This window comes from Diaphorobacter sp. MNS-0 (genome assembly GCF_019602835.1).
In the GTDB taxonomy this organism is placed as follows: domain Bacteria; phylum Pseudomonadota; class Gammaproteobacteria; order Burkholderiales; family Burkholderiaceae_C; genus Diaphorobacter; species Diaphorobacter nitroreducens.
The window spans coordinates 2,242,445-2,256,466 of record NZ_CP080761.1 but is presented as its reverse complement, the minus strand read 5'-3'; the positions used below and the strand labels follow the sequence as shown (position 1 = coordinate 2,256,466).

Below are 14,022 nucleotides of genomic sequence, written 5' to 3'. Positions count from 1 at the left end.
GAGGGATGACAACCCCCAGGTGGAGGGCCGCCCGCGTGCGAAGTTCCGGCCGTTTCAGGCGCGAACCGATGGCCGAAACGTCAATTGCTATGAAAAATAGAGCTAGCAGCGCACTCTACAAGCCATTCTTAGACATTTTTCTATTTGGAAACAAGGCGGAACGCGCGCTGCAAGCTCCTGCTTCAATAGCGCCCGGCGCATTGCCGCAGGGCGCGCCGCGCCGTCGCCGCAGGTCAGCGGGCCGGGGCGACGCCCAGCCGGACTTGCAGCCGTTCGCTGCTGGTGGTGTATTCCAGGGGCAGCTTGTGGCCCGCCTGCCGTTCGGCCTCGGCGAAGGCGGCGAGGGTGGCTTCGTGGAAGCCGCACAGGATCAGCTTGCGCTTGCCGGGGTAGGTGTTGATGTCGCCGACGGCGTAGATGCCGGGGACGCTGGTGGCGAAAGTGGCCGTGTCCACGGTCAGCTGCTTGCGGTCCATCGCCAGGCCCCAGTCGGCGATGGGCCCTAGGCGCGGAGAGATGCCCAGGTAGGCCAGCAACAGGTCCAGCGGCTGGCGCTGTGGCTCGCCTTGCGGGTCCAGCAGGGCCAGCGCCTGCAGGGTGCCGTCGGGCGCGGTCTCCACGCCCGTGATCTGGCCGATCACGACCTGGATGCGGCCCGCCTCGCGCAGTGCCTGCAGTTGCGCCAGCAGCGCGGGCGCGGCCTGGAAGGCATCGCGCCGGTGCAGCAGCAGCACCTGCGCGGCAGCGTCCACGCAGTCCAGCGCCGCCTGCACGGCCGCCTCGTCGCCGCCATGTACCACCACGCGCTTGCCGGTCGCGGCACGGGTAGCCGTAGCGGCGTCAGGGTGGTAGAGCAACTGGCCGGGGGCCAGCGCCTCCACCCCCTCGGCCTTGATGGCGCGCGGCACGAAGGCGCCCACGCCCGCGGCGATGAAGACGCTGCGCGCCAGCAGCGCGGTGCCGGCGGTGGTGGTGAGCAGAATACGTCCGTCGGCCTGCGCGGCCAGCGTGTGGACCTGCTGGCCCAAGTGCAGCGTGGGGGAGAAAGGGGCGATCTGCCGCTGCAGCAGTTCCACGAGCCCCTGGCCCGTGCACACAGGGATGCCGGGAATGTCGTAGATGGGTTTGTCGGGATACAGCTCGGCGCACTGGCCGCCCACATGGGGCAGCGCATCAACCAGGTGCGCCGCGATGCCCTGCAGCCCGAGCTGGAAGACCTGGAAGAGCCCCACCGGCCCGGCGCCGATCACCACGGCGTCCGCGGCCTGGGGCGTCGGGCTGCTGGGGGATGGGTGCATGCGGGCGTGGCGGGAGCGCGGGAGTCAGCGCTCCAGCAGGTCCAGCTTGCCGGGCTTGCCGTTCCAGTCGTCAGCGTCGGGCAGCGGTGCCTTGCGCTTGGTGATGCTCTTGAACTTGGGCGTCAGCTCGGCGTTGATCTTGATGAAGGCCAGCTGGTCGCTGGGCAGGTCTTCCTCGGCAAAGATGGCGTTGGCCGGGCATTCGGGGATGCACACGGCGCAGTCGATGCACTCGTCGGGGTCGATCACGAGGAAGTTGGGACCTTCGCGGAAGCAGTCCACGGGGCACACATCCACGCAATCGGTGTATTTGCACTTGATGCAGTTTTCGGTGACGACGTGAGTCATGAGTAGTTGTGTTCTGGTATGGGGTTAGCCCGCGATTTTAGGCCGACCGCCGCCTCAGCAGGCCAGCCAACCATGCCTGAGGCGCGGAAACCTTAACGTTGATCAAGCTTTTGGGGCCGGTGCGTTCACCAGCACGGCGCCCGCCGTCTTGTGGCTGGCGGTGTCGACCAGGATGAGCGAACCGAGCACGCGGCTGCGCGCGAACGGCGCCGCGGGCAGGGGTTCCTGCAGCAGCAGCTCCACATGGCCGATGGCATTGGGCTCCAGCTGGGTGGCGTCTTCCTCGGCCAGGGTGTTGATGTCCAGGCGGTGGACCACGCGGCGCACCTTGACCTTGACCCAGCGGTGGCCGTGCAGCGCCCAGTACACGCGGCCCGCCACCAGCGGCTCGTCGTCCATCCACGCGACGGTGGCGGTGATCTCGCGCTGGCCGGGCCATGCGGGCACGGCGGCGGGGGTGTCGAAGTCGTCCTCGGCAGCGGCAGCGGGTGCGGGCGCAGCCACGATCCAGTCGCCGCGCGAGACGTCCACCTCGCGGTCGAGGGTGATGCCCGCGCTCTGGCCCGCGGCCACGCCGGTGGCGCGGCGCGCATGGTCCAGCACCTGCGCCACCTGCGCCAGCTGTCCGCTGGGGAAGATGGCGACCTGCGCACCCGGCTGCACGCGGCCCGAGCCCACCCGGCCCCAGAACACGCGGCGCCCCTGCGAAGTGTCGGACGAGGAAGAAAATTTCTCCACCCACTGCACCGGGAAGGCCAGGGGCAGGCCGGCGTCGGGCGGGGTGTTGGGCAGCCGCTCCAGGATCTGCAGCAGGCTCGGGCCCGCGTAGTCGCACCAGCCGGGCTTGGCCTCTACCACGTTCCAGCCCTTGAGCGCCGACACCGGCACCACGCCCGCCACCGCGATGCCCGCGTGCCGGGCGAACTGCTCCAGCGCGGCACGGATGTGACGGTAGGCGAGCTGTGGGTCGGCCACGGCGTCGAGCTTGTTCACGGCAAACACCAGCGAATGCACGCGCAGCAGGTGCACCAGCAGGCTGTGGCGGCGCGTTTGCGGCAGCAGCGTGAGTTGCGGGTTCTGCCAGTCGAGCTTGGTGGCGTCCACCAGCACTACGGCGGCGTCGGCCTGGGAGGCGGCGGTGACCATGTTGCGCGTGTACTGCTCGTGGCCGGGCGCGTCGCCGATGATGAACTTGCGCGCCTCGGTGGCGAAGTAGCGGTAGGCCACGTCGATGGTGATGCCCTGCTCGCGCTCGGCACTGAGGCCGTCGGTCAGCAGCGCCAGGTCGGTCTCTCCGCCGCGCTGCACCCCGGCCAGGTGGTCCTGCAGCACGGCGCGGCTGTCCACCAGCAGGCGGCCGATCAGCGTGCTCTTGCCATCGTCCACGCTGCCGCAGGTGATGAAGCGCAGCGCGGAAATGTGATCATTTGTGCCGCTAGCGCTTTCTGGTTGTGCGCTGGAAGCTATTGAATTGATAGTGGCGGTGGTCATCAGAAATACCCGTCTTTCTTGCGCTTTTCCATCGAGGCGTCGCTGGTCTTGTCGTCCATGCGCGTGGCGCCGCGCTCGCTGACCTCGGCGGCCAGGGTCTCGATCACGATTTCGCCTGCCGTGGCGGCCGGGCTTTCCACCGGGCAGGTGCAGGTGATGTCGCCCACGGTGCGAAAGCGCACGGTGCGCGTCTGCACCGCTTCGCCGTCCTTCGGGGGCGTGAGCGGCGTGACGGGAACCAGCAGGCCGCGGCGCTCCACCACTTCGCGCGGGTGGGCGTAGTACAGCGATGGCAGGGCGACCTGCTCGCGCTCGATGTACTGCCACACGTCCAGCTCGGTCCAGTTGCTGATGGGAAAGACGCGGAAATGCTCGCCGGGGGCCAGGCGCGTGTTGAACAGCGTCCACAGTTCGGGGCGCTGCGCCTTGGGCTGCCACTGGCCGAAGCTGTCGCGGTGGGAAAAGATGCGCTCCTTGGCGCGCGCCTTCTCCTCGTCCCGGCGCGCACCGCCGATCAAGGCGTCGAAACGGAACTCCTCAATCGCTTCGAGCAGCGTGACGGACTGGTGCACGTTGCGCGATTCGCCGGGGTGGGCCAGGCGCACGGTGCCGCGCGCCATCGAATCCTCGACGCTGCGCACGATGAGTTCGGCGCCCAGCTCCTTGGCGCGGAAGTCGCGGAAGTCGGTCACCTCGGGGAAGTTGTGCCCCGTGTCGATCATCAGCAGCGGGTAGGGAATGCGGCCCGCGCCGAAGGCCTTCTCGGCGCACTTGAGCATGACCAGCGAGTCCTTGCCGCCCGAGAACAGCAGGGCGGGGCGCTCGAAGGCCGCGGCCACCTCGCGCAGGATGAAGATGGTTTCTTCTTCTAGCGCGTCCAGGTGGCGGTTGCTGAGCTGGTTGAGCACTTGGGAGTCAACACGGGCGTTCATTCGATGTTCCAGTCAAATCTGGCTCCAGCGCTTGTGGGGCAAGCGCAGGCAGCTATCGTTTTTAGTGGGCCAGGTGCAGGCCGCATTCGCGGTTGTCTTCGCCCTTGGTGGGGTCCACGTAGTCAAAGTTGTTGGGCAGGCCGTGCTGTTGACAGTACTCGTGCAGCTGTTTGGACGACCAGTGCAATAGCGGCGCGACCTTGATCAGGCCGTCGGGGTTGATGCTCACGGGGTCCATCTGCGCGCGCACGGCGGTGTCGGTGGCGCGCAGCGCGGTGAACCACACCCGGGGTGCCGTTTCGCGCAGGGCGCGGGCGAAGGGTTCGAGCTTCACCTCTTCGGTGAACGCGGCGTGGCGCGGGTCGTCCAGGGCGGGCGTCGGGCCTTCCACGGCCTCGCGGTGGGCGCGCGAGCGGCGCGGCAGGTAGATCTTCAGGTTGAGCCCCAGCTGCTTCGTCACCGCGTCGGCAAAGCGGTAGGTGGCCTCGGTGTTGTAGCCGTTGTCCATCCAGACCACAGGCACGCCCGGCTGCACGCGGGTGACCAGGTGCAGGATCACGGCCTCGAACGGGCGGAAATTGGTGGTGACGATGGGCGTCTGGCCCAGGCCCAGCGCCCAGGCCACCAGCGCGGCGGCATCGTGGCCGTGCTCGGCGTTGACGCGGGCAAGTTCGGCGGCGCTGACTGCCGTGGCGGTGCTCATGCGGCCTCCCGGGCGAACAGCGGGCGCGGCTCCAGAACGTCGCCCTGGTAGAAGGCGGCATAGCGCGCGAACTGGCGTTCGGCCGCGGCCGGGTCCACGCCGGGCGCCAGCACCGCGCTGCTGAAGCCGCTGCGGTGCATGTGCACCAGCTGGTCGATCAGCACGTCGCCCGTGGCGCGGATGTCGCCCGCAAAGCGGTAGCGGCGGCGCAGCAGCAGGGCCTGGCTGTAGGCGCGGCCGTCGGTGAACTTGGGGAACTGCAGCTCGATGCGCTGCACGCCCTCCAGCGCGCCTTCGGCGGCCAGCGCGGCCAGGTCGGCATCGTTGGCGATCTGCAGGGTTTTGAGGTCGTCAGCGCCCAGGGATAAAGCGCCAGCAGCTATGATTTTCATAGTATTCAAGGTCTTTTGAGTGGGGTCAGGCCACGGCCTCTTCAGCCGCCTTGGGGTGGCGCGCACCATTGGCGGCGGCCTTGAAGGGGTCCTGGCCCACGCGGCGCAGGGTGTCGATGAACAGCTCGTTGCCCTTGCGCAGCGCGCGGTAGGTGTCCAGCAGCGCCTCGATCACGTCGGGCACTTCGGCGGCCGAGAACGACGGGCCGACCACCTTGCCGCCGATGGCCGGGCCGGACAGCTGCGTGCCGTCGGAGCCGCCCAGCGTGATCTGGTACCACTCCTTGCCGTCCTTGTCCACGCCCAGGATGCCGATGTGGCCGCTGTGGTGGTGGCCGCAGCTGTTGATGCAGCCGCTCATGTGCAGGTCGATGGGGCCGATGTCGAACAGCTCGTCCAGGTCCTGGTAGCGCTCGGTGATGGCCGCGGCGATGGGCAGCGAACGCGCGTTGGCCAGCGAGCAGAAGTCGCCGCCCGGGCAGGCGATCATGTCCGTCAGCAGGCCGATGTTGGGCTGCGCCAGGCCCAGCTTGCGCGCGGCCTCGTACAGCGCGGGCAGGTCGGCTTCGTGCACCCAGGGCAGCAGCAGGTTCTGCTCGTGCGTCAGGCGCGCCTCGCCGGCGCTGAACTGGTCGGCCAGTTGGGCCAGGGCGTCCAGCGTGTCGCCGTCGGCATCGCCGGGCGCAAAGCCCACGCGCTTGAACGACAGTGTCACCGCCTTCAGCCCCGCCATGCGGTGGCCGCGCACGTTCTGCTGCAGCCAGCGCTGGTACAGCTGGCCGGAGGTGTTCACGCCATGCGGCCGGCCGGCGGGCCGCAGCGGTGGCACGACGAAATGGCCGGTCACGCGGTCCAGCTCGGCCTGGGTGATGGTGTGGGGGGCGCCGTCCTGCTCCAGGATGGCGCGGTATTCGGCCTCCACCGCGTCGATGAACTGCTGGCCTTCGCTCTTGACCAGGATCTTGATGCGCGCCTTCCACTTGTTGTCGCGGCGGCCGTAGCTGTTGTACACGCGCACGATGGCTTCGATGTAGTTCAGCAGCTGGTCCCACGGCAGAAATTCACGCACCACGGTGCCGATGACGGGCGTGCGCCCCATGCCGCCGCCCACCTTGACGGCAAAGCCCACCTCGCCGGCCGCGTTCTTCAGCGCCTGCAGGCCGATGTCATACCAGCCGGTGGCGGCACGGTCTTCCGCGGCGCCGTTGAAGGCGATCTTGAACTTGCGCGGCAGGTAGGTGAACTCGGGGTGCAGCGAGCTCCACTGGCGCGTGATCTCGGCGAACGGCCGGGTGTCCACGATCTCGTCCTCGGCGATGCCGGCGTAGGCCTCGCAGGTGATGTTGCGGATGTCGTTGCCGCTGGTCTGGATGCCGTGCATGTGCACGCTGGCCAGCAGGTCCATCACGTCGGCCGCGCGGGTGATGGGAATCCAGTTGAACTGCACGTTGGTGCGCGTGGTGAAGTGGCCGTAGCCGTAGCGCAGCGGGGGCGCGGCCAGTGTCAGGCCCGGCTGGGCGGCCTGCAGCTGGTCCTGCGTGGCCTGGGCATGGGCCAGCAGTTCGGGCGTGGGGCGGTCGTATTCGCGGGCGATGTGGGCCAGCATGCGCAGCTGGGTGCTATTGATATCGCCATAGGGCACGGCGATGCGGGCCATGGGCGCGTAGCGCTGGATGTACCAGCCGTTTTGCAGCCGCAGGGGCAGCAGTTGCTCGTCGGTCAACTCGCCGCGCTGCCAGCGTTCGAGCTGATCGCGGAATTGCTGGGCGCGCAGGTGGACGAACTGGCGGTCGAATTCGGTGTACTGGTACATGGCAGGGCCGTGGGCGTTTCAACACAGGTGCCGCCGGGCCCCGAATGGCGCCCGCAGCATCGATGGGCGCACTTTAAAAGTCTGTCTTATAAAGACAAACTATTTTTTAATGCTTCATATATTCCGTTATTTGTATATGAAATGCGTGTCGGCTCACTGTGGCTCATATCCTAGCCAGCGCTCGCTGCTCAACGCGCGCGCCAGAGGGGCGTCCAGCGGCAGGGGCTCACTGTGCAGCCGCGCGGCGATCAGTTCGCCGCACAGCAATGACAGCGTGAGCCCGCGCGCGCCCATGGCAGTGCACAGCCACAGGCCGGGCTGGCGCACCGGGTCCACCGGCCCCACGATGGGGCGGCGGTCCAGCGCACCGCAGCGCACCGCCGCCCAGGTGCGCACGGGGCCGTCCGGCGCGGTGGCGGCCTGGGTGAAGGCGGCGTCCATGGCAACGCCCAGGGGGGGCAGCAGCGCGTGCAGTTTGGCCTGATTGGTGGCCAAGCCCTTGGCGTGGTCGTCAGGGCTGGGGGGCAGGGCGGTCTTCAGGCGCTCGAACGTGGAGCCCAGCACCCAGCCTGCGCCACCCTGCAGCGGCACACGGGGCACCAGGTTGCCGTTGCCATTGACCGGCTGGGGCGGCCAGGGGGCGCCCGCGGGGGCCTGGGCATGCAGGCCCCAGGCCAACTGGCCGCGCAGCGGATTCATGGGCCAATGCGCGTGCGTGAGCGGGCCGGTGTGGTGCCCGGCGCAGACCACGGCAAGTTCCGCCTCGGCCAGGACGCGCCCTTCGGCGTCCAGTGCCTGCCAGAGGGGCTGGCCGTCGACGGTGGTGCGGCGCAACTCCGCCACCGCCGCGCTGCCGCGCCAGTGGATGGCCGGGTCGTTCAGCAGGTGGGCGATGAGCTGGGGCGGGCGTACCCAGCCCGCGTGCTCGTGCCAGCAGGCCACCGTGTCTGCCGATAAGCCGTTGGCCTGCAGTTGTGCGGGTGTTGCGGGGCGACTCCAGTCCAGGCCAGGCCCGTCGCTCCAGGCCAATCCTGTGGTGCCGTCCACACGGTGCTCCAGCGTGCCGCACGCGCTCCAGTCGGTGCCGCGCGTCTCGGCGGGAAGCTGCGCCAGCATATTCAGCGTGGTGCGTACCCCCGCGCGCGACAGGCGTGAGATCAGGTTGTCGTCCTGCGAGACATTGGGCGCGAACACCCCCGCCGGCAGGCCGGATGCACCGGCGGCAGGGTGATCGGCCCGGTCCAGCACCTGGACCTGCCAGCCACGGTGCGCCAGGCTGGCCGCCACGGCGGCGCCCGCCAGTCCTGCGCCCACCACCAGGCAGCGGGCCGGGGCGGCCACCGTGGCGTCTGGCAGCACGGGCTGGCCGGCGCGTGGCTCCCAGCGGGGCGCGTAGGTGGCCTGCAGGTTGTCGCGCTTGGGGCGGACACCTGGCACCTTCTGCACCTCGAAGCCGCACTGCACCAGCCCGTCCCGCACGCCGCGCGCCACCGTCCACGTCGCCAGGCGGGTGCCGCGAAGGCAGCAGCGCGCCACGGCCTTGAGGGTGTGGATGTCCCACATTTGCGGGTTGTGCTGGGGGTCGAAGCCGTCCAGGTACACCGAATCCGCCGTGGGCTGCTGCTGCCTCAGCAGGGCTTGCGCGTCACCGATGTACAGCGTGAGCAGCACCTGCCCGCCGTCGAACGAGAGCCGGTGCACGCCCGGCAGCAAGCCCCAGTACTGCGCCGCCAACTGCTGGGCCAGCGATTGCAGTGTGGAATCGATGGGCGCGGCGCGCAGCAGATCGGCCGCGCTCACGGGCCAGGCCTCGCAAGACACGAAGTGCAGCCGCTGTGGCCGGTGGGGGTCGGCGCGCCAGGCGGCCCAGGTCGCGAGGAAATTCAGGCCCAGGCCGAAGCCGGTTTCCAGCACGCGCCACTGCGGCTGGTTCTGCCAGGCCTGGGGCAGGCCGCAGCCGGCGAGAAATGTGCCGCGGGCTTGTTCCAGGCCGCCTTGCTCGCTGTGGTACCGGTCTGAGAAGCGCGGGCTGTAGGGCGTGCCGTCTTCCAGCCATTCAATCGGTTCGGACATGGTGTTGGGTGGCGCGAAAAGATTACAGAAACAGTGTCAGTCCCAGCGCTGCTGGTACGAGAACACCGGCAGGCGCCAGTGGTAGTGCAGTGCCAGCAGCCGCAGCGCCAGGCCGGCGGCGAAACACACCAAAGTGCTGAGGTTGTTTTCCACTTCCATCGTGCGCAGTCCCAGGAACAGCAGGCACACGGCCAGGGATACGCTGGCGTACAGCTCGCGCCGAAAGACCACGGGCACCTGGTTGCACAGCACGTCGCGCAGGATGCCGCCGCTGATGCCCGTGAGCATGCCGGACATCACCACCACCACGGGCGGGTAGCCCAGTTCCAGGGCCACGTTGCATCCGATCAGCGAGAACGCGATCAGCCCCATGGCGTCCAGCAGCAGGAACACGCGCTTGATCCGGTGCAGGTAGCGCGCCACCACCGTCGTCAGCAGGCCTGCGGAGATCACCAGGTACACGTATTCCGGGTGCTGTGTCCAGCCGATCGGGTAGTGGCCCAGCACCATGTCACGGATGGTGCCGCCGCCCAGCGCGGTCACAAAGGCGATCACGCTGACACCGAAGATGTCCATGTTGCGCCGGCCTGCGGCCAGCGCGCCAGACATGGCCTCGGCCGTGATGGCCACAAGGTAGATCACCAGCAGGGTGGTGAACTGTGAGAACTGGAACGAGTCCAGCAATGACACCGACGGCAACATGAAATCTCCTCAGGGAGCCGGGCCTGGGTCGCCTGCCAGGCGCAGTGGGCTACAACGGCAACGCCCCCGCCACAGTGATGCGACGGGGGCGACTGCAAAGAGGCGCTGCTTTGGCGCAGCGCTGCGTTATGCGCCGGGCGGGACTCAGCCAGCCTCAGCGTCTGCGCCGCGCCAAAGAAGTGGCTTTAGCGAAACCGCTTCTTGTAGCGCTGCACTGCGTTACGCGCTGGGCGGCACATAACCCGCCGCAGCGTCTGCGCCGCTGCCGAAGAAGTGGTTTTAGCGAAACCGCTTCTTGTAGCGCTGCACTGCGTTACGCGCTGGGCGGCACATAACCCGCCGCAGCGTCTGCGCCGCTGCCGAAGAAGTGGTTTTAGCGAAACCGCTTCTTGCAGCGCTGCACTGCGTTACGCGCTGGGCGGCACATAACCCGCCGCAGCGTCTGCGCCGCTGCCGAAGAAGTGGTTTTCCATCTGGCGGGCGAGGTATTGGCGCGCGCGCGCGTCGGCCAGGTTCAGGCGGTTCTCGTTGACCAGCATGGTCTGGTGCTTGATCCAGTCGGCCCAGGCTTGCTTGCTCACGTTGTCATAGATGCGTTTGCCCAGATCACCGGGGTAGGGCGCAAAGTCGAGGCCTTCGGCTTCCTTGCCGAGCTTGATGCAGTGGACGGTACGTGCCATGGAGCGATTCCTTGCTGAAACTTCAGACGTCAATGGAATAACGAACTGAAATCTTATTGGTTTGGATTTTGAAGGGCGACTTCCAGAATGCCTTGCATCGGTGAACCGCACCGACGCACCCTGCAACGAAAGCCCTTCATGAACAATCGCCGCGACTTTATCAAGTTTCCCCTGGCCACCTCCCTGACGGCGGTCATGTCCCTGACGTCTTTGCCGTCGTTCGCCCAGCCCGCGCAGTTCCTCAACGTGTCCTACGACCCCACGCGTGAACTCTATGTGGCCTACAACCAGGCCTTCGCGCGCCACTGGAAGGCCAAGACGGGGCAGGAAGTGCAGTTCAAACAGTCGCACGGCGGCTCGGGCAAGCAGGCGCGTTCGATCATCGATGGCATCGACGCCGACGTGGCTACGCTGGCCCTGGGCGGAGACGTGGATGCGCTGGCCCAGCACGGCCTGCTGGCACCCGCCTGGCAAAAGCGCCTCCCGCACAACTCGGCGCCCTATACCTCCACCATCGTGTTTCTGGTGAAGAAGGGCAACCCCAAGGGCGTGAAGGATTGGGATGACTTGGTCAAGCCCGGCGTGCAAGTCATTACCCCTAACCCAAAGACCAGCGGCGGGGCGCGCTGGAACTATCTTGCTGCCTGGGAATTCGCCAAGCGCAAGTACGGCAGCGACACTCAAGCCAAGGATTTCGTGTCCAAGCTCTACAAGAACGTGCCGGTGCTCGACACGGGTGCGCGCGGCTCGACCATCACCTTCGTGCAGCGCGGTGTGGGCGACGTGCTGCTGGCCTGGGAGAACGAGGCGTTTCTTGCGCTCAAGGAGTTCGGCAAGGACAAGTTCGAGATCGTAGTGCCATCGCTGTCCATTCTGGCCGAACCCACGGTGGCGGTGGTGGACAAGGTGGTGGACAAGAAGGGCACGCGCGCGCTGGCGGAGGAGTACCTTTCCTACCTCTATTCCGACGAGGGGCAGGACATCGCTGGAAAGAACTTCTACCGTCCAACCAGCGAGAAGGCCAAGGCCCAGTACGACAAGCAATTCCCCAAGCTCACACTGGCCACCATCGACCAGGCTTTCGGTGGCTGGGCGAAGGCCAATCGGGAGCATTTTGCGGACGGCGCACTGTTTGACCAGATCTACAGCCGGCGTTGATCCGTCTTTGGATGAAAATCGGCGCTAAGCATTGATGAGTAAGCGCTATAAGCTGTAAAAAATATAGCTTTCAAAGCGCCCCGCGCTCCTTTGCCGAAGGGGAGGGACGTGGGTCCGGGCCTCGGCGCGAGGGAAAGCCCACCCATGGCGGGGCACGCCGTGTCGCGGCGGCGCCAACCCTTCGTGCGCGACTGCACTACCATGCCGCCCATGCTGACCGTTCACCACCTGGAAACCTCGCGCTCCCAGCGCATTCTGTGGCTGCTGGAAGAACTGGGCGTGCCCTACGACATCCGCCGTTACTCGCGTGACCCCGCGACCAAGCTGGCGCCCCCAGAGCTCAAGCGGGTGCACCCGCTGGGCAAGTCGCCCGTCATCACCGAAGGCGACATGGTGGTGGCCGAATCTGGCGCCATCATCGAGTATCTGGCCGAGCGCTACGGCGCACAGGCGCCGGCGGATCTGGCCCATCTGGAACCCGCGCGCGGCACGGCAGAACATCGCCAGTGCAGGTTCTGGATGCACTACGCCGAGGGGTCCCTGATGAACTGGCTGGTGATGAAGCTGGTGTTCGACACCATTGCGCGCCAGCCCATGCCGTTTTTTGTGCGCCCCATCGCGCGCACCCTGTGCGCCAAAGTGCAGCAAAAACTCATCGGCCCGAACGTGCAAACCGCCCTGGCCTTCATGGATGCGCACCTGGCCCAGCACGACTGGTTCGCCGGGGGCCACCTGACCATGGCCGACTTTCAGATGAGCTTTGCCGTGGAGGCGGCCCTCGCGCGCGGGGGCGACGAAACGGCCTGGCCGCACCTGGTGGCCTACCGCCAGCGTATGCGGGCGCGGCCGGCCTACCAGCGGGCGCTGGAGCAGGGCGGCCCCGTGGTGATGCAGGCCTGAGGGGCACTGCCGCGCCGTCAGCCAGACCAGTCCTTCCCGTCCCATGCCAGCCAGCGCCCTTGTGTGGCTGCGGCGCGATCTGCGCTGCCATGACCACGCCGCCCTGTACCACGCACTGCGCCGTTTCGAGCGCGTGTACTGCGTCTTCGTCTTTGACACCGACATCCTCGATGCGCTGCCGACCCGGTGCGACCGGCGGGTGGAATTCATTCACGCCAGCGTGTGCGCATTGGATGAGGACCTGCGCGCGCTGGCGGCGCGCAGTGGCGCCCCCGGCGGCGGCCTGATCGTGCGCCACGGTACGGCGGTGCAGTGCATCGTGCAATTGGCTCGCAGCCTGGGCGTGCGCGAAGTGCTGGCCAATCGCGACTACGAACCTGCAGCCCTGGCCCGCGACCGACGCGTGGCAGACGGCCTGGCGGCGTGTGGCATCGCGTTCAGCGACTACAAGGACCAGGTGCTGCTGGAGCAGGGCGAGGTGCTGAACCAGCAGGGCCAGCCCTACAGCGTCTTCACGCCATACAAACGCACTTGGCTGCAGAAGCTGGATGCCTTCCAGACCAAGCCTTATCCCGTGGAGCGCCACGCACATCACCTGGCCGTGCCCCCGGCGGGGGAGCGGCTGCCCACGCTGGCGGATCTGGGCTTCGTGCCCACCAACCTGGCTGATTTGCAGCTGCCTGTGGGCTCGCGCGGCGCGCAGCAGTTGCTGCAGGATTTTCTGCCGCGCATGGCGGCTTACAAGCTGGTGCGCGACTTTCCTGGGCGTAGAGGCGTGTCCTACCTGTCGGTGCATCTGCGCTTTGGCACCGTGTCCATCCGCCAGCTGGCCTCACTGGCCGAGCGACAGGCCGCGCAAGGCTGCGAAGGCGCGCAGACCTGGCTGTCCGAACTGGCGTGGCGCGACTTCTATTTCATGATTCTGTGGCACCACCCGCACGTGGTCACCCAGGCATTTCGCCCCGAGTACGACCGCGTCCAGTGGGATGACGCGCCTGGGTACTGGCAGGCATGGTGCGCGGCGCGCACTGGCTATCCGTTGGTCGACGCCGCCATGCGCCAACTGCTGCAGACGGGCTACATGCACAACCGGCTGCGCATGGTGGTGGCGAGCTTTTTGACCAAGGATTTGGGTGTTGACTGGCGCCGTGGCGAGCGCTTCTTTGCCCAGCACCTGAACGACTACGACCTGGCTGCCAACAATGGCGGCTGGCAATGGGCGGCGTCAACCGGCTGCGACGCTCAGCCCTGGTTTCGCATCTTCAACCCGGTGGCGCAGTCGCAGAAGTTTGACCCCGATGGCAGGTTCATCCGCCGCTATCTCCCGGAGCTGGCGTGTGTTCCTGATAAGCACCTCCATTTCCCTGCAGGCATGAAGCCGCTGGAATTGCAGGCCTGTGGGTTGCGTTTAGGCATCGACTATCCGCTGCCGATAGTGGACCACGCCAGAGCACGGGAGCGTACTCTGATGCGGTTCCATTTCTTGGGTCGCGGGCGAGAGGCATCCTGAAAGGCGGGGAACCGGGATGTTC

The 14,022-nt window shown here is 67.3% G+C and carries 13 protein-coding genes; 3 read left to right on the top strand and 10 right to left on the bottom strand.

What is annotated here, in order from left to right:
* Window positions 1-233 precede the first annotated feature (233 nt).
* From K2L43_RS10720 to K2L43_RS10675, 10 genes are all read right to left on the bottom strand, one after another.
* A complete protein-coding gene (locus K2L43_RS10720) occupies window positions 234-1,298 on the bottom strand; it encodes an NAD(P)/FAD-dependent oxidoreductase (RefSeq protein ID WP_220637524.1) in 1,065 nt (354 codons plus the stop codon).
* 24 nt (window positions 1,299-1,322) lie between these two features.
* Window positions 1,323-1,646, bottom strand: a complete 324-nt coding sequence (gene fdxA, locus K2L43_RS10715; RefSeq protein WP_047351321.1) for a ferredoxin FdxA — start codon at window positions 1,644-1,646, stop codon at window positions 1,323-1,325.
* 102 nt (window positions 1,647-1,748) lie between these two features.
* Window positions 1,749-3,137: a sulfate adenylyltransferase subunit 1 gene (locus tag K2L43_RS10710; protein ID WP_220637523.1), complete on the bottom strand. Its 1,389-nt coding sequence runs from the start codon at window positions 3,135-3,137 to the stop codon at window positions 1,749-1,751.
* On the bottom strand, window positions 3,137-4,069 hold the full coding sequence (gene cysD / locus K2L43_RS10705) for a sulfate adenylyltransferase subunit CysD (RefSeq protein ID WP_011805056.1): 933 nt from the start codon (window positions 4,067-4,069) through the stop codon (window positions 3,137-3,139). The genes K2L43_RS10710 and cysD overlap by 1 nt, the downstream gene beginning before the upstream one ends.
* A gap of 61 nt (window positions 4,070-4,130) precedes the next feature.
* Window positions 4,131-4,772, bottom strand: coding sequence for a phosphoadenosine phosphosulfate reductase family protein (locus K2L43_RS10700; RefSeq protein WP_011805057.1), 642 nt, complete (start codon window positions 4,770-4,772; stop codon window positions 4,131-4,133).
* The gene (locus K2L43_RS10695) at window positions 4,769-5,164 is read right to left on the bottom strand and encodes a DUF934 domain-containing protein (protein ID WP_011805058.1); all 396 of its coding nucleotides are present in this window, start codon (window positions 5,162-5,164) and stop codon (window positions 4,769-4,771) included. Before K2L43_RS10695 ends, K2L43_RS10700 begins: the two co-directional genes overlap by 4 nt.
* 25 nt (window positions 5,165-5,189) lie before the next feature.
* Complete coding sequence (locus K2L43_RS10690) at window positions 5,190-6,977, bottom strand: nitrite/sulfite reductase (RefSeq protein ID WP_011805059.1); 1,788 nt, start codon at window positions 6,975-6,977, stop codon at window positions 5,190-5,192.
* Between the two features lie 153 nt (window positions 6,978-7,130).
* Complete coding sequence (mnmC, locus tag K2L43_RS10685) at window positions 7,131-9,050, bottom strand: FAD-dependent 5-carboxymethylaminomethyl-2-thiouridine(34) oxidoreductase MnmC (RefSeq protein WP_220637522.1); 1,920 nt, start codon at window positions 9,048-9,050, stop codon at window positions 7,131-7,133.
* Window positions 9,051-9,086: 36 nt separating this feature from the next.
* On the bottom strand, window positions 9,087-9,752 hold the full coding sequence (locus K2L43_RS10680; protein WP_135149470.1) for a trimeric intracellular cation channel family protein: 666 nt from the start codon (window positions 9,750-9,752) through the stop codon (window positions 9,087-9,089).
* Window positions 9,753-10,159: 407 nt separating this feature from the next.
* Window positions 10,160-10,432: an oxidative damage protection protein gene (locus K2L43_RS10675; RefSeq protein WP_011805062.1), complete on the bottom strand. Its 273-nt coding sequence runs from the start codon at window positions 10,430-10,432 to the stop codon at window positions 10,160-10,162.
* A 138-nt stretch (window positions 10,433-10,570) separates the two neighbouring features.
* Between K2L43_RS10675 and K2L43_RS10670 the strand changes: the two genes are divergently transcribed.
* The 3 genes from K2L43_RS10670 (at window position 10,571) to K2L43_RS10660 (ending at window position 14,000) form a co-directional block, all read left to right on the top strand.
* On the top strand, window positions 10,571-11,590 hold the full coding sequence (locus tag K2L43_RS10670; protein ID WP_220637521.1) for a sulfate ABC transporter substrate-binding protein: 1,020 nt from the start codon (window positions 10,571-10,573) through the stop codon (window positions 11,588-11,590).
* Between the two features lie 210 nt (window positions 11,591-11,800).
* Entirely contained in the window at window positions 11,801-12,490 is a 690-nt protein-coding gene (locus tag K2L43_RS10665; protein ID WP_220637520.1) for a glutathione S-transferase family protein, read from the top strand.
* A gap of 43 nt (window positions 12,491-12,533) precedes the next feature.
* Window positions 12,534-14,000: a deoxyribodipyrimidine photo-lyase gene (locus K2L43_RS10660; protein ID WP_220637519.1), complete on the top strand. Its 1,467-nt coding sequence runs from the start codon at window positions 12,534-12,536 to the stop codon at window positions 13,998-14,000.
* Window positions 14,001-14,022: the final 22 nt, after the last annotated feature.